Source organism: Enterococcus sp. LJL120, from assembly GCF_054871765.1.
Map to the genome: position 1 here is coordinate 20,234 of NZ_JBTXLV010000013.1, position 15,679 is coordinate 35,912.

The 15,679-nt window shown below is 39.9% G+C and carries 15 protein-coding genes; 1 reads left to right on the plus strand and 14 read right to left on the minus strand.

Features of this window, described 5'->3' with window-relative positions; translation table 11 throughout:
- Window positions 1-64: 64 nt before the first annotated feature.
- From ntdP to recX, 3 genes are all read right to left on the minus strand, one after another.
- Window positions 65-598, minus strand: coding sequence for a nucleoside tri-diphosphate phosphatase (gene ntdP, locus ACYSNU_RS17045; protein WP_265458833.1), 534 nt, complete (start codon window positions 596-598; stop codon window positions 65-67).
- A 141-nt stretch (window positions 599-739) separates the two neighbouring features.
- On the minus strand, window positions 740-1,912 hold the full coding sequence (mutY, locus tag ACYSNU_RS17050; protein WP_461738367.1) for an A/G-specific adenine glycosylase: 1,173 nt from the start codon (window positions 1,910-1,912) through the stop codon (window positions 740-742).
- Entirely contained in the window at window positions 1,896-2,702 is an 807-nt protein-coding gene (gene recX / locus ACYSNU_RS17055) for a recombination regulator RecX (protein WP_461738368.1), read from the minus strand. The genes mutY and recX overlap by 17 nt, the downstream gene beginning before the upstream one ends.
- A 154-nt stretch (window positions 2,703-2,856) precedes the next feature.
- Between recX and rlmD the strand changes: the two genes are divergently transcribed.
- Entirely contained in the window at window positions 2,857-4,236 is a 1,380-nt protein-coding gene (rlmD, locus tag ACYSNU_RS17060) for a 23S rRNA (uracil(1939)-C(5))-methyltransferase RlmD (protein WP_461738369.1), read from the plus strand.
- A 400-nt stretch (window positions 4,237-4,636) separates the two neighbouring features.
- On the opposite strand, the gene ACYSNU_RS17065 is transcribed toward rlmD, so the two are convergent.
- From ACYSNU_RS17065 to ACYSNU_RS17115, 11 genes are all read right to left on the minus strand, one after another.
- Window positions 4,637-5,743 carry an LCP family glycopolymer transferase gene (locus tag ACYSNU_RS17065; protein WP_461738370.1) on the minus strand — a complete coding sequence of 369 codons (1,107 nt, stop codon included), beginning with the start codon at window positions 5,741-5,743 and terminating at the stop codon, window positions 4,637-4,639.
- 420 nt (window positions 5,744-6,163) lie between these two features.
- Window positions 6,164-6,364 (minus strand): cold-shock protein CspD, encoded by a 201-nt coding sequence (cspD, locus tag ACYSNU_RS17070; RefSeq protein ID WP_265458821.1) that lies wholly within the window; start codon window positions 6,362-6,364, stop codon window positions 6,164-6,166.
- Between the two features lie 94 nt (window positions 6,365-6,458).
- Complete coding sequence (dapF, locus tag ACYSNU_RS17075) at window positions 6,459-7,430, minus strand: diaminopimelate epimerase (protein ID WP_461738371.1); 972 nt, start codon at window positions 7,428-7,430, stop codon at window positions 6,459-6,461.
- A gap of 244 nt (window positions 7,431-7,674) precedes the next feature.
- Window positions 7,675-8,184, minus strand: coding sequence for a pyridoxamine 5'-phosphate oxidase family protein (locus ACYSNU_RS17080; protein ID WP_461738372.1), 510 nt, complete (start codon window positions 8,182-8,184; stop codon window positions 7,675-7,677).
- A 319-nt stretch (window positions 8,185-8,503) separates the two neighbouring features.
- A complete protein-coding gene (locus tag ACYSNU_RS17085; protein WP_461738373.1) occupies window positions 8,504-9,352 on the minus strand; it encodes an arginase family protein in 849 nt (282 codons plus the stop codon).
- 138 nt (window positions 9,353-9,490) lie between these two features.
- Window positions 9,491-10,381 (minus strand): MurR/RpiR family transcriptional regulator, encoded by an 891-nt coding sequence (locus tag ACYSNU_RS17090; protein ID WP_461738374.1) that lies wholly within the window; start codon window positions 10,379-10,381, stop codon window positions 9,491-9,493.
- A 484-nt stretch (window positions 10,382-10,865) separates the two neighbouring features.
- Window positions 10,866-11,564 carry an O-methyltransferase gene (locus ACYSNU_RS17095; protein WP_265458813.1) on the minus strand — a complete coding sequence of 233 codons (699 nt, stop codon included), beginning with the start codon at window positions 11,562-11,564 and terminating at the stop codon, window positions 10,866-10,868.
- Between the two features lie 201 nt (window positions 11,565-11,765).
- Window positions 11,766-12,770: a lipoate--protein ligase gene (locus ACYSNU_RS17100; protein WP_461738375.1), complete on the minus strand. Its 1,005-nt coding sequence runs from the start codon at window positions 12,768-12,770 to the stop codon at window positions 11,766-11,768.
- Between the two features lie 93 nt (window positions 12,771-12,863).
- A complete protein-coding gene (locus ACYSNU_RS17105) occupies window positions 12,864-13,604 on the minus strand; it encodes an MBL fold metallo-hydrolase (RefSeq protein WP_461738376.1) in 741 nt (246 codons plus the stop codon).
- A 95-nt stretch (window positions 13,605-13,699) separates the two neighbouring features.
- The gene (locus tag ACYSNU_RS17110; protein ID WP_461738377.1) at window positions 13,700-14,500 is read right to left on the minus strand and encodes a DUF975 family protein; all 801 of its coding nucleotides are present in this window, start codon (window positions 14,498-14,500) and stop codon (window positions 13,700-13,702) included.
- A gap of 90 nt (window positions 14,501-14,590) precedes the next feature.
- On the minus strand, window positions 14,591-15,673 hold the full coding sequence (locus tag ACYSNU_RS17115; RefSeq protein ID WP_265458806.1) for a M42 family metallopeptidase: 1,083 nt from the start codon (window positions 15,671-15,673) through the stop codon (window positions 14,591-14,593).
- Window positions 15,674-15,679 lie beyond the last annotated feature (6 nt).

Sequence of the window (15,679 nt, forward strand, 5' to 3'; positions counted from 1 at the left end):
ATAAAAACTATAAAAAAACTTTTAAAAAACTAAAAAAAGTTGACTCAAGGTCAACTTTTTTCGCTCATTTTTTCGACAATTGCTTGTAACGGTCATACCAAACATCAATATAGCCTTCGCTAAAGGGGCCACGTTCATTATTAATCCAATCCACTAAAATTTTGACGTTCTCTTTTAAAATGAAGTCAATATCTTGCGGATAATGCATTTTTTTACGATGCATTTCATATTCATCTACATCTAAAAGACGTTTTTCACCATCAGGAAATACTTTGATATCTAAATCATAATCAATATATTTCAAGGCTTCTTCATCTAATAGAAAAGGTGAGGCCAGATTACAATAATACGACACTCCTTTTTCACGAATCATTGCTATTACATTGAACCAGTATTTGCGATGGAAATAAACAATCGCTGGTTCTCGAGTAACCCAGCGGCGGCCGTCAGACTCTGTCACCAAAGTATGATCGTTGACGCCGATGATTGAATACTCGCTTGTTTTTAAGACCATGGTATCCCGCCACGTTCGATGCAAATTGCCGTCATGCTTGTAACTTTGAATCGTTACAAACTCGCCCTCTTTAGGAACTCGCATTATAACCCTTCCCTCGGCAGACTTAACTGCTTGTGTTGGGTGTGCATTACACCGATATCAGAATTATTATATCAATAATTCTCGGCTTTGCCTACTAATGATTGTTGTGATTCCGCTTACTAGCTAGACTTTCCTAAAAAACTACGACTTTTTCCAACTTTCAATCATTTTATGTTGAACTTTTGGAAATACAAAATCGGGAAAAGCTGCTTGATTGACCCACATTTCATTGCCCTCTATTGGAAAGTTTTTCAAAGCTCGACCATAAAAGGGCAACACATGCCATTTTAAATGTGAATAGACATGGGTGACCTCTCTAAAGTGCCGTTTTTGCCAGACCACCGGCAAATCAGGAAAAATTGCCGGGCTTGCTTCTGCCACTAAATCCAAGGTCAGTTGATTCTCATTCGCTTTGGGCCCTTGCCATTTTTCCTGCAACTCTTTAAAAAATTCTTGACTCACTTCAATCATTGGAAAAGTCCACATGTTGGCAATTAAACCTTCTGCGGGCCGTTGGGCTAACAGGTACTCTCCTACTTGATTTTCGATAATCCCAGCGACTAAATACACGTCTTTTGGCTTAATTTTTTTACTCTTCACCGGGAAATTTTCCTGCTGCTGAGTTGCATAAGCCAAACAATATTGCTGAAGCGGACAGCTCTGACAATCAGGTTTTTTAGGCGTGCAAATAGCCGAACCCAAATCCATCAAGGCTTGATTAAAATCACCAGGGGCCTCATGACTGATAATCAACCGCATCTTTTCATCAAAAACTTTACGGCTGCTGGGCTTGCTGATATCCTCTGACAAACAAAACAGACGGCTGACCACCCGCATGACATTGCCATCAATTGCCGGTTCCGGTAAATTGAAAGCAATGCTAGCAATTGCGCCGGTTGTATACGGACCAATTCCTTTTAAAGTTGCGATCTCAGCAGCTGTTTGCGGCATCTCTCCAGCAAACTCAGCCATAATTTGTTGAGCAGCACTTTGAAGATTACGGGCTCTTGAATAATAGCCCAAGCCCTCCCAAGTTTTTAGTAGTTCAGCTTGATCAGCTTCTGCTAAGGCTTGAATCGTCGGAAACTTTTCCATAAACCGATAATAATAGTCAATCACGGTATCGACCCGAGTCTGCTGCAGCATAATTTCAGAAATCCAAACCCGATAAGGATCAGTATTTATTCGCCAGGGCAAATTTCTTTTTTCCTGTTGGTACCATGATAAAAAGTCTTTTTGAAACTGCTGGATTTTTGAAGAACTCCATTCAGAGTCTTTAGGAAGTTCGGGACCTTTATTAAAAGTTTTCTTCATCACTAGCTTCCTTTTCATCTAAAAATATTTGAATCGTATCTAACGCAAAGCCTTTTTGATAGAGGCTTTGTTTGATTTTCATATTGCGCTTTTTAGGCTCCAAACGCTGATGACGCCGCCAAAGTTTTTCTCCCTGACTGACTAAAGCCTGATACTCGCTTTCTTCATCCGGCTCAGTTTCCAAGAGACTGAGCACCTCGTTAACAATCTCTTTGGAAAAACCTTTTTGCATTAGTTGCAGCCGAAGCTTTTGTTGACTTTCCCTCAGACTTTTATTCCGTTGCACTTTAAAAAACTTTTCACCGCTTCTCAGAGCAATGGCCAATTGCTCTTTTTGAGGATAAAAGGTCAGCGCATTTTCAATCACTTCTGGCACCAAACCTTTTTTCTTTAATTGCTGACTTAAATAGCCGGGGCCCTTATCACTCAGACGTACTTGGGTGCGAATGTAGCTGTCCCCAAAGTTTTGATCGTTGACTACGTCTAGCTCTTTTAAAGTCTCAACAATTTGATTCCGGTCGGCAGTTTCGATTTCTTTTTCCTTTAAGTATTTGCGGACTTCCATCTCAGAATGCATCTGGTAGCTGAGATAATTCATCGCCATTTGTAAGCCCATATCATAGCCGATTTTCTTTTTGATTTCATTAAATTCGACTTCATCGAGTTCCTGACCTTTTAATAATCGATAACGGACTAGCAAGTCTTCACTAATCCGTAGCTCCTCGCCATTTGAAAAAGCTGCTTTATAAAAATTACCCTTGACCTTCCGCAGGCTGACAACAGTAATCATCTGCATTCCTCCTTCTGCTGATAAGGTTTTTTTACAAAATTTCCACTACTGGCCTATTCTAACATAGGCAAATTAAAAATGAGAAAACTTTTTAATTATGGTAAAATGCTGACTGAAGCATCTGTTTTAGATTTCAGAATTTATGGGGGAAATTATGGCAGTAGTAAAAGAAGCCCAACAAATAAAACTTAAAATTAAACGCCTGGGTATCAACGGCGAGGGGATCGGCTATTTCAACCGGTTGATTGTTTTTGTACCCAAGGCTTTACCGACTGAGGAAGTCACAGTAAAAATTACTAAAGCAACGGAAAAATTCGCTGAAGGCGAGCTGCTGACAATTCATAAAGCCAGCAAGGAACGAGTTACACCTCCTTGTAAAGTTTACGAGACTTGCGGCGGCTGTCAGCTTCAGCATTTGAGCTATCAGGGGCAGCTGGATTTCAAAGTAGACTTATTGAAACAAGCCTTGGCAAAATTCAAACCAGCCGGCTACCAAAACTATTCATTACGCAAAACAATTGGCATGGATGACCCTTGGCATTACCGCAACAAAGCGCAATTCCAATTGCGCTATAACGGCAAACAACACAAGGCAGAAGCTGGTCTTTATCAGCCGAACAGCCATCAGCTAGTGGCTATCGACGATTGTTTGGTGCAGGAGCAACCAACCCAAGATGTGATGAACACGGTTGTTCAGTTAATCAACAAGTATCAAATTCCAATTTACGATGAGCGGAAAAACAGTGGTATTTTGAAAACCATCATGGTACGGCTAGCGATTGAAACCGGCGAAGTCCAAGTGGTCTTGATTTCTCATTCGAAAAAAATTCCTAGTGTTAATCCGTTAATTAGAGAGTTGACGCAACGCCAAAGCAAAGTCGTTTCTGTGATGCAAAATATCCAAAACAAAAAAACATCGTTGATTTTTGGTGAGGAAACACTGCTGCTTTTTGGCAAGCCAGCTATTCATGAAAAAATCAATGAGGTCAGCTTTGAATTATCAGCTCGTTCCTTCTTCCAGTTAAATCCCCAACAGACAAATCGTTTGTATCAAGAAGGAATTAAGGCGCTAGACCCGCAAGCGACAGATACCATCGTCGATGCTTATTGCGGTGTCGGCACCATCGGTTTAAGCTTTGCCAAGCAGGTTAAAGAAGTGCGAGGGATGGACACGATTCCTCAAGCCATTGCGGATGCCAAAGAAAACGCTCAAAAATTAGGTGTTACCAATACCCATTATGAACCAGGTACGGCTGAAGATTTACTACCAAAATGGTTGGCGAATGGCTTTAAACCAACGGGAATTGTCGTGGACCCACCCCGCACTGGTTTAGATGAAAAACTGCGGCAGGCTATTTTGCAGGCCGCACCAGAAAAGCTGGTTTATATTTCCTGCAATGTGTCAACCTTGGCGCGGGATTTAGTTATGCTCAGCAAAAAATATCAAGTGGAATATTTGCAATCAGTCGATATGTTTCCTCAAACTGCCCGCTGTGAAGTCGTGGTCAATCTAAGATTGAAATCCACCAAATAAGTTAGAAAAATTCCGTCACAAGACACAGCATGTTGGTGATGGATAGAGCAAAAAATATCCGCAAAGAGACTTTCGGACAACTGAGGGCCTTTGCGGATTTTTTTGTCGGTTTTTTTAAACTGCTAAACTTTGGTTCCATTTTTTATACTGTTAAACTTGAGCTGCATTTTTGAAACTGCTGATTATTATAGAAATTTCTACAGCGTCTCGCGAATATCAGCAACGATTTTTTTGTGAAGTCTCAGATGCTGCTGACAAATAACACCATACAAAATTTCGATAAAAGAACTCCTTCGTTTCTCGAAAACTTCATTATGCAAAACTACTACAAAAACAAAAAAATTCCCTCTCTTCTCGACAAGCAATTGCTTTTTGAGAAGAGAGGGAAAGAATTTAAAATTTAATAACCATAGCTCGTGCTATCATCATAGGTGGTGTCGTTACCATAAGTGTAGGTATCAGAACTTGTAGTCCCATAGGTGGAGGTTGTGTAGCTATCCGCCAAAACTTCTAAATCAGGATAATTAGAAGCCAGTTCCGTAATGGTCGCTTCATTCAGTTGTTCCTTCAATAGGTTTTGAACTCGGATAATTTCTTCTTCGGTCACTTGTTGGAAGGAAATACCACTTTCGCCGATATAACCATCACCAGTGTAATCCACACCTTGTAGCTGATCCGTCACAAAATTGCTTAAAGCCGGTGTATAATTTTGAACCAGTGAGCTAATGGTTGACCAGTCTAAGTCAGTTTTGCCATTTTCACCTAATACATCCAGCAGATTTTGATAATTGCTTAATGTACCAACAGAAGTAATTTGGTTAAACAATTGCTCCAAGACTTCCCGCTGTCTTTCTTGACGGCCGTAGTCGCCATTAGGATCTTCGTAACGCATGCGGGCGTATTCAACCGCACGCTTACCAGTCAATTGCAATTCACCCTCATCAAAGTGTTCACCATTTAAATCAAAGGCAAAATCATTGTTGACAGTCACACCGCCAACAGCGTCAATTAAATCGGCCATGCCATCCATGTTGACTGTTGCATAATGATCAATTGGAATATCTAATAAATCTTCGACAGTCTTCATGGCTAAAGCTGCTCCGCCATAAGCATAGGCTGCATTAATTTTATCGTACTGAATATAAACATTGCCGTATTGGTAATCCATTTCCACCAATGTATCCCGGGGAATGCTGACCATTGTTGTTTGACCAGTTCCTGGATTAATCGTGACTACCATCATGGAGTCGGTCCGGCCGGTGTCGCCTTCTTCAGTTCGTTCCACGTCGGTATCGACACCCATCAATAGAATTGAGATAGGTTCCAAGGAGGAGTAATCGACTTCCTCAGAGCGCTTCGTTTCAGAGATTCGTTCTACTGATTCATATGTTTGGGATGCTGTTGCTTTCAAATCATAATACGCCTTCGTACCATAGGCCACGCCGCCGATGACAACTAAAAGGACTGCAAAGACAAATCCCAACACGATCTTTTGCCAAACTCGCATTTGTTCGCTCCTCTTGTGACTGTGAATCACATTTCTTTTTTCATTAAAGGAATATTTTTCCTTGTAAATTACATACGTCTAACAAACGATACCAAAAAACAGGCCCGATTTCAATCAACTACAGGAAATCCGGCCTGATTACAAACTTTATTTAACTCTTTTGTAATCTATGAAATATTTTCGTAAAATAAATGCGATATAAATTCTTTCAATGAAATTTCATGAATTTCACGAAAAAAATGAAAATAAAGAAAGTGGTTGGACATAAGTTCAAACAGATGAAATTATCTGAACCCCATCAGTATAGGTACAAAACAGGTTCGTTTGTCCGAGCCCCATCGGACCGCCAAGACAAAAAATAAATTCAGATAATTCAACTGTAAAAAACTTGTGTCACAACCACTTATAAAATATCAAAGATTATAATTTAACAACGTCAGCGGCTTGCGGTCCCCGTGCGCCTTCAACGATTGAAAACTCAACTTCTTGGCCTTCTTCTAAAGACTTGAAGCCATCCCCTTGAATAGCTGAGAAATGTACGAATACATCATCGCTGCCGTCAGTTTCGATAAAGCCGAAACCTTTTTCATTGTTAAACCATTTCACTTTTCCTTGATTCATAATAATAATTGCCTCCAAATTTTCATTTGAGATAGTTAGTCTCTGAGGATTATTATAACGAAAATAGAAAACGTTAACAAGAACAAAATTTTAATTATTTTTCAATATTATTGAGAAATTTTTGGTAGTCTGCCTGTTCATCCGTTTCAACAATCGTCAGCTGATCAAAATTTTGCTGCATAAAATCGTCCAGCTCCCCTTCAATTAAATGGGTGTTGGTAGCATTACCAACTAGCTCCATCCAATAGCCGCCATCAGGATTTTCATGGACGACTGTTTGCACCATCCCGCCAGGGTTTTTAACATTAATCGGCTGCATAAAACGACCTTCATTTAATAACACATGCATCAGACTGCTAGCGCTCATCGCTGTCCCGCAGGCGTTTGTTAAACCGACACCTCGCTCAAAAGTTCTGACAAAAATGTCGTTTGGCCCTAAGACTTGGACAAAACTAACATTGACGCCATCAGGAAATAAGTTATTTTCACCATTTACCTTTTGCGCAATTTCTTCCAGCAATGGACCTTTTAATGTCGCTTCATCGACAAAAGTGATCAGATGAGGATTGGGAACAGCCACCACTGAAAAAAGCAGCTCGTCAGATAGCTCAGGAATCTTTTGATTGATGACGCGGCCACCTTCGAGATTAGCCGGAACAGCCGCCAAATCAAAACTAACCGGTGAAATTTCGACTTGATAGGTCTCGATTTTTTCACCGAGGGCTGGTGCCTTACGCACTTTTAAATCCGCAAACATCGTTTCAACATTAAACGAATCCTGCTGATTCTTTTCCGCTAAATATCGGGCCACTGTCCGCAGACCATTGCCGCACATGCTGGCTTCACTGCCGTCATTATTAATCACCCGCATCTGCCCTAAACTCAGACTGTTTTTAGCATCGTCGACTAACAAAATGCCATCTGCACCACCAACTAATCCACCCTCACGAGGTGTAATCGCCTTGGTCAGCTGATTGACTTGGCTGTCAGTTAATTTTTGTTGAAACTGGGTCTGATCCAAAATAAAAAAATCATTCTCTGAACCGTGCACTTTAATTAATTTCATCGTTTTTCCTTTCTTAATGACCTTGACTAAATCCTGAACTTATTATAGTCAATTTTTGTCAAAAAAAAAAGAGTCCTGTCTTTTACTGACCTAAGAACTCTCTAAATCTATTTTGCTACCAAAATTTGAGGCTTTCTGCTGTCAGAATTTTTCTTTGCTTTTAATCTAAAATCTTTTTTAATCACTGTAAATTCTGCATTTTTAATCCTCAGCAATTTTTGTTACGACTAAGCTGCATGGTTTTCTACGCTTCTGATTTCTCCAGCAGCTGATGATGCTTGCCACTGAACTCAGAGATAACAATTTTGATAATCCCTGTCCGCTCCACCATTTTTTCAGGTATCGGGTCAAACTCAGTCAGAGCTTTTCCCGTTTCATGTTGCATCAGTAAAGCCAAGCCATGAAGTTTTTCGGTTGCATCCGTCACAATTTCTGCCTTGCCATAGCCGATAAAGCTCTCATAGGCAAAGGAATAGCCCTCGGCACGCATTCCCGTTTCAATTAGAGCATGCTTTCCATCAATTTCCACACAAACATGAGGATTTTTTTCAATCAAGCGAACTTTTTTGCCAACGACTGCACCATGAATATAAAAAATAAGCTGATCTCCTTGCCACGCATAACCATAATTTACTGGGACAACATAAGGAAAGGTTTCATCAATCAGGCCAATTCTTAGCACATGTTGGGCCTCAATTAATTCTTTGATAGCCCCCTGCTCCATTTGCCGTTTACTGCGGCGCATTTCTTCCATCTAAATTTCCTCCTTTTTTCCAACAACTAAAAATGCAATGACTTGTAGTTTTAGCCATTATAAAGAAGTCTTTGCCACTGTGCAAGCGAAAATCAGCTCTTTTAACAGAAAGCTGATTGCATTTTTTCTACTATTATAAAAGCTACGCTCTACATACAAGAATATCCAAACTCTAAAAACCAAATTTAGAACAGGTTAAATACTTTTTTTGTAGTCGGAACTTTTTGAATACTTACCGCGGTGGAAATCAACTAAAGCCATTACAAAACAACCTGCCCTCAATAAAGAGAACAGGTTGTTGCTGTCTATTAAATTTCATTTACTGAAAGATGCTGATTCCTGAGAGCAATTGCTGCAGATTTTCAGCATCCCAAGGCAGATATTCCGCAATGGTTAAGCCCACAATCTCACTGACTTCATTGATTGCTGCAAAAGTTGCCTGCACTTCCTTTAGACTCATTTGACCAGATTCTGACGGAAATTCGGTCACCCCTGGTTCTGTAAAATAAAGGGAACGAAACTCATGGGGGGTTAAGACATCCAAATCAAAATGAACCGCTACTTTGGAAAAATGATTTTCCTTGAGCCATTTTTGAATGGCATCTGGCGAAAGTCGCTCGTTTTTTTGTACCTGATAGTTCAAATCTAAATCCACTAATATTTTTTTCTCATCACTGGTCGGTTCCTGCAATCCGACATAAAGCACATCAGCTGCCTTGAAAGGCGCTTTAACCTTGGCAGCAAGCACCGGGTCGCCTCCCGCTAGCAAATTGCCCAACACCATCGCATGTTCATGGTAGAACACGTCTGGTGTGGAAATATCTGGATGGGCATCAATCCAAATGATGCCCAAGTCCTCGCCGTATTTTCCATGGAGATAATCAAAAGGCGCTTGAGAAACCAGACAATCACCGCCAAGCGCAATAATTTTATCCGGTAGCTCCTCTTGAATCTTTTCATTGACTAAGTCGATATTGGCTGCGACAACACTTTGGCCAACCACACCATTTTCCTTTTCTAAAGGTCCACTATATTGAGGGATTGCCACATCAATTTCGACATGGTTGGCATTTTTTGGTGCTAACCAAGTCAATAGCTCTGAACCAAAAGCATAATTGGGCTTGTTGCCTCCCTGCCATTGGGGAATTTTTAACCGAATTGTTTTCAAATTTTAAACACTCCTTTTTTTGCTAAGCTGTTCCATCTCAAAATATTCAAATGCAACTAAACTGGTGAAGCTAGCTTCACTATATCATCCAGGCTTGAAGAGAACAGTAGTAAAATCAAAAGTTGAAACATTGTCTCATTATTTGTCAGTTTCCCCTTGAATTTTTGAAACTTGAGTATCATTCAGTTGATTATTTGCCAGTTCCTGTTTGATAACCATCAGGGAATTCTGAGTATTCTGCTGATAATCGCCAACCAGCTGAGAGACAAATAGAATATCTAAAACATAATTGACCGCCGTTATCGAGGTCATCACCTCCATACTTAAAATCGATTGTTTCTGTCTTAAAGCAATGTATTCATCCACCTGCTGCGCCAGTGCGCCTTCAGGATGATCGCCGATGCCAATCACAAAGACCCCCGCCTGCTTAAGATATTTGGCAGTCGTCGCCATCAAAGGATTGTTTCCAGAAAATGATAATAAAATAGCCAATCGGTTTTTCTTTTGTCGCGTTGCAATCACATAATGTTCATTCAAGCCACTAAAGGCCTCCACCGGAACACCCAAAGTTGCAAACTTAAATGCCGCCATACTGGCAATCGAATAGGTAATGCCAGTCCCGTATATATCCAATTTTTCGATATGCTTGAAACGATTAATAATTCGTTTCAGCTGATTTTTATTTAATGATAGGCGGGCATTGGTCAAAGCATTCTCATAAATTGCCGGAACCAGCCCCATGACCTCTTCACTAGTTGTTTCTTGATTAACCGGCTCGTCATCGATAATTTTTGCTAAATGCTTTCCAGCCACAAGTTCTTTGGCAATTTCCTTTTGCAAATCAATAAAACCCTTTAGCTTGAGCTTTTTACAAAAGCGAATAATGGTCGCCTTACTGGTAAAGGTAGCTTTTGCCAGCTCATCAATCGTCAAGTTTCCCAGTTCTTCAAGATGCAACAGTAAATACTCAGCTAATTGTTTTTCTGCTGGTGTGAAGTTTTTTCTTTTCTGTAAATGCTCAATTATCATGGTTTCCCTCCTTAATTTTGCTTCATAAGCAAAATATAATCCGTATTCAACGAAAATAAGCATCAAAATCCAGCTTCAAAATTTTGAAGATTTTATTGGGATTAACTATTTATCTCATGCGTGTTATTAAAAATATTAAAATGACTAAGCTGCTAGCTCTAACAAACTGAGTGTTCAGTAAATATTAAATGCTCTAGAAAATAAAACAGATGAAAAATCCAATCGAAATTAATTGTCATTTTCATCTGTTTGCTATTTATTTTTTAGCTGTACTAGCATAACAGAACCTAATGTTAACACAGCTTTCTCTAAAAATATTAAAAAAATTAATCATTACTGTTGAATTGTCAAGAGGAACTACTGGAACTCAGGAGCACACGATTTTAAGTCTCACTGATTTACTAGGCTACAGAAACTAATATTTAATTATCATTATGTTGACTTCAAGAAAAAATTTCGTGTCACAGCCAGTTCCCACATCCTTCTATTCAACTTCTGACGGCAGTTCAACCTGCTCAGCTTCTTTTGTAATCAGCACCACGCCATCACCCAAAGGTAGTAAAGTCGAGGTTAAATCCGGATGCTGCATAATCACCTTTAAAAACTGATTTAGCTTACGGTGAATCGCCCGCTGACCGCGAGGAATTTCTTCAATCGGTTGCAAAATTGTTCCAGCTTGAAAGACATCATCCACCATTAGGACGCCGCCCTTTTTTAAAAGTCGCAAACAGTCTGGTAAAAACTCAATATATTTTGATTTCGCACTGTCCATAAATATAAAATCGTATGGACCACTTAACGTTGGCAAAATATCAGCAGCTTGGCCTTCTAGCAAATTGATCTTAGCGGCATTTCCTAGCCGCTCATAAGTTTTTTTGGCCCTGCGAATCATCACATCGAAACGATCAATCGTTGTGACATGACCGCCATCTTGCAGTGATTCTGCCATTAAACTGGAGGAAAACCCGATAGCTGTGCCAATTTCCAAAATCTCTTTAGGCTTTAGCTGACCTAATAAAAATTGTAAAAAGACCACCGTCTCATGAGGGATGACTGGAATCTCCTCTTCATGGGCTTCCGCTTCAATTTTTCCCAGTTCTCCGGGTAATTGTTTTTGTTGGTTTCTCATAAAATCCAGTAAATCCTTTTTGACCACTGGCCGATGCATCATTTCATTGCGCACAAGACCGCTCCATTCTTCCTTTTGATATTTTCTTTAATATTATAGTGGTCTCCATCCCCGCTGGCAATAAAAAAGCAGCCTCAGTGTTGGGGATGGAACTCTAGCCTGAATATCTTCCACCAAAGAAAAAGCTTTGGAGTCGATTAAACTCCAAAGCCATAAAATTTTTATGATACAGATTATCTAAAAGTTGCCATTAGCTTAATAAATTAACTCAACTAATTCCTCGGCTTCGATATTCCCAAAATATTTTTTGACATCAATACTGTCAATAATTTCTTTAATCGCCGCTTTTTCATATTTTTGACCAATTAATTTATCTTCTACATCGGAGATTTCTCCTAAGCCAAAGAAATCACCATAAATTTTGGCATCTTTAATCAAGCCGCTTTCCACATCTAAGCGCACTTCGACAGAACCGATTGGAAAACGATGACGTTTTTCAATATTGAAAGCCGGTGAATTGCCATAATTCCAGTCCCAGTTGCGATACATGCTATTAGAAATCTCTTCAATTTTTTTCCAGTCATCTGCCGTTAAATCATAGGTTTTAACATCGGCAATGTCATTTACGCCAAAAATTTTCAATAAAATTTCTTGCCGGAACTCTTTAGTTGTCATCCCTTGTTTATCCGCTGGTAAAAATGGTTTAATATTGGTCACCCGTGAGCGAATCGATTTGATGCCTTTAGATTCAATTTTGTCTTGGCGAACTTTTAAGGCATTCACCACTTCATTAATATCCGAATCAAACATAATCGTACCATGGGCAAACATCCGGCCATTGGTTGCATACATCGCATTGCCGGAGAATTTTTGGTCGTCAATCACTAAATCATTGCGACCTTTCAATTGTGCTCCTTCAACACCTAAATCGTGGAGAGCTTGGACAATCGGCTGCGTTAATTTAGCAAAGTCTCTAAAGGAATTTCCGTCATCTGGCATAATAAAACTAAAATTCAAATTACCTAAATCATGATAGACGGCCCCGCCGCCGCTCAATCGACGAACAACATGAATACCGTGTTCTTCAACATATTCTTTATTGATTTCTTCTATCGTATTTTGATTGCGGCCGATAATAATCGACGGTTCATTAATATAAAATAACAAAATTGGTTCATCCAATGGCATTTCCCGCAATAAATAAGTTTCAATAGCCAAGTTAATCCGCGGATCGATGTTTTCATTTGGTACAAAAATCATGTTTGATTCCTCCAATTTTAATTGTTTGTCATTATTCTCTATTGTAAAAATCGGCCTTCATAAAAGGCAGATGCAATAGCTCAACATACTGGCTTAGATATCAAAAATTTTTCCAGTGGCTGCCAACTCGACTGGAATTTGTGGCCCAGCAGCTGCTTGAGCCTCCGCTTGTAAAAGCTTTAAATCACCGAATTGCGGCAAATGGGTCAAGACTAAGCGTTTCACTTGAGCCGCTTTGGCAATTTCCCCGGCTTCAAGGGACGTAAAGTGGGCCTTGTGCCTTTCATTGCCTTTAAATAAATACGTGTCTGCCAAAAATAAATCGGCATCCTTGGCAAAATCATTAAATTTTTCCAAGTAACCGGAATCGCCGGTAAAGACCAAAACCTTGCCGCTGCTTTTTTCAACAAAGCGCATAGCATAACAAGGTACTGGATGAATCGTCTTCATAAATGTAACCAAAAACGGTCCTAAATTCAACTCATCTGTCTCGTAATACGGCTGTCCTTGGCTGACGCCCGCTAGCGTCAAGTCATTGAAGTGAAATGAATCCTCTGTATGTCCGTGAATTGGCAAAATTTTCTCCTGATTGCGCTGCGGATTTAATTGCCAATCGTATTGTAGCACTCCTAAATCAGCAATATGGTCGTGATGATAATGGCTTAAAATGACTACATCCAGTGCCAACGGGTCTAAATATTTTTGCAATTGTAAAAGTGTGCCACTACCTGCATCCAATAATAAATTAAACTCCCCTGATTGCAATAAAAATCCTGTCGTTCCATCCCCATCATAAGGATACGCTCCTAAATAACCTAAAACTGTTAATTTCATTCGACAGCCTCCAAACAATTTTTGTTACTTCTATCCTAACACAAAAAGACGTCTCCAAAGGCTTTAACCCCCTGAAGACGCTGCTTAAAAATCAATTATACATTCATAAAGTCCCGTTCGTTTTTAGCATTCAAGTAAAATTCAGCTAAGCTAGTATTGATGTACGGCACTACCCATAAAACTGGAATAATGAAAATGCAGAAAATCCACCAGCCGATGAAGGAAAGATTCATCAAAATGTATTTGCCAATCCGGTCCTTAATTAAATACCAAGCATAGGATAAAGCCTTTAATGTCGGCATTTCCGGATTTTCCAACTTCGCCCAAGCAGCAAATTTGAAGACACCGGCAATGATATAAGAAACAATAAAGAATAACACAAGCACTGCTAAGATTAACACCACAAAAATAATTGCTGTTGACGTGCTGATTTCGCCGTCATTCAAGAGGCGAGTCAGCCCGTTCGTACTGCCACCAATGGCAAAGGACATATAGGCGGTGAAACCAAAAATCAGCATAATTGGAACAAAAATAATCAAGCTGATTAAGAAATTCAGCACCTCGCTAATTAAATTAAAGATCATCATAGGCACATAATATTTTTTATTGAAGATGGAAAAGACATCACCGATTTCAGCTTTTTGCCCCTTCGCTACTTCTAATGCAATATAATTTTGCCCATAAGAGAATGCAAATAAAATAAAAATCGATAACGCATACGTAACTAATAGATAAAGCGGCCCATCCGAATTAGTGGCATTGAAGCCAAATAATCTAGTGACAGCCCCATTAATCACCGTCGTAATAATGTAGACAAATAACGTAATAATTGCATTAATTCCCCATTGGCCTGCCAATGCTTCCCGGGCTTTTGCCCGCAGTTCATAATTTTCCATTTTTCTCTCCTTTTCTCACTTACCTTTTTTATAAAAATCAGAAAGACTTTCTACAGCCGCAGAAAATCTTTCCTGATCATTCACCTGTGTTTAATAACTACGAATCTCTTTGACTTTATCACTGTCCAGGCGTTTTACCACCTCAGTGACTAGCTTCACCGTGTTAAGATAATCATCCTCATGAATAACAGAGGTATGGGAATGCAAGTAGCGCACTGGTACAGTAATCGCTAATGACGGAATCCCGTCTCTAGTCAAATGCATTTGTCCGGCATCCGTTCCACCGCCAGTAATCACCGTATATTGGAAGGGAATTTCTAATTCCTCAGCCGTATCAATCACAAATTTTAATAATTTTTTGTGGGGCACCATCGAAGCATCAAAAATCAAAACTTGCGGACCTTTGCCTAAAATTGAATCGGCTTCCTTAGGCGTCATGCCCGGAGTATCGCCAGCGGTTCCAGTATCCAAAGCAAAGGCAATATCTGGATTGACCAAATGGGTGCTGGTGCGGGCGCCTCTTAAGCCCACTTCCTCCATAACATCACTGCCGGCAAATAAAACGTTAGGATGGTCTGCTTCAGCTAGATTTTCTAAAACTTTTAACGAAACAGCCGTGCCAATCCGATTGTCCCAAGCTTTAGCGAGTAAAAATTTGGTATCGTTCAAGCGTTTGTATTCGATATAAGGTGTAATCATATCCCCAGGGCGAACTCCCCAGCCCTTCACTTCCTCAGCACTGCTGGCGCCGACATCGATAAACATCTCTTTGACATCGTAGGGTTTTTGGCGAGCTTCTGGTGATAGCACATGCGGTGGTTTTGAACCAATCACTCCATGAATCACTTTGCCGTCGTCTGTAGTGATTTCAACTTGTTGTGCCAGCATAACCTGACCCCACCAGCCGCCTAAAGTTTGAAACTCAATAAAACCTTTATCCGTGATTTTCGTCACCATAAAGCCAACTTCATCCATATGACCGGAAATAAAAATCTTTGGGCCGCCCTTTGAACCGGAATGCTTGGCAATCACACTGCCCAATCCATCAAAGAAAACATCTTCGGCATAGTCTTTCGCATAATTTTTAAAAATTTCCCGGACTTGACCCTCATTTCCCGGAACACCTCTGGCACTCGTTAAATCAATTAATAATTGTTCTTCTTTTGAATCCATCGTTTC

Coding starts and splice junctions, on each gene's coding strand:
- ntdP (WP_265458833.1), bottom strand. CDS start 598: ATGCGAGTTCCTAAAGAGGGCGAGTTTGTAACGATTCAAAGTTACAAG.
- mutY (WP_461738367.1), bottom strand. CDS start 1,912: ATGAAGAAAACTTTTAATAAAGGTCCCGAACTTCCTAAAGACTCTGAA.
- recX (WP_461738368.1), bottom strand. CDS start 2,702: ATGATTACTGTTGTCAGCCTGCGGAAGGTCAAGGGTAATTTTTATAAA.
- rlmD (WP_461738369.1), top strand. CDS start 2,857: ATGGCAGTAGTAAAAGAAGCCCAACAAATAAAACTTAAAATTAAACGC.
- ACYSNU_RS17065 (WP_461738370.1), bottom strand. CDS start 5,743: ATGCGAGTTTGGCAAAAGATCGTGTTGGGATTTGTCTTTGCAGTCCTT.
- cspD (WP_265458821.1), bottom strand. CDS start 6,364: ATGAATCAAGGAAAAGTGAAATGGTTTAACAATGAAAAAGGTTTCGGC.
- dapF (WP_461738371.1), bottom strand. CDS start 7,430: ATGAAATTAATTAAAGTGCACGGTTCAGAGAATGATTTTTTTATTTTG.
- ACYSNU_RS17080 (WP_461738372.1), bottom strand. CDS start 8,184: ATGGAAGAAATGCGCCGCAGTAAACGGCAAATGGAGCAGGGGGCTATC.
- ACYSNU_RS17090 (WP_461738374.1), bottom strand. CDS start 10,381: ATGATAATTGAGCATTTACAGAAAAGAAAAAACTTCACACCAGCAGAA.
- ACYSNU_RS17100 (WP_461738375.1), bottom strand. CDS start 12,770: ATGATTTTTGTACCAAATGAAAACATCGATCCGCGGATTAACTTGGCT.
- ACYSNU_RS17105 (WP_461738376.1), bottom strand. CDS start 13,604: ATGAAATTAACAGTTTTAGGTTATTTAGGAGCGTATCCTTATGATGGG.
- ACYSNU_RS17110 (WP_461738377.1), bottom strand. CDS start 14,500: ATGGAAAATTATGAACTGCGGGCAAAAGCCCGGGAAGCATTGGCAGGC.
- ACYSNU_RS17115 (WP_265458806.1), bottom strand. CDS start 15,673: ATGGATTCAAAAGAAGAACAATTATTAATTGATTTAACGAGTGCCAGA.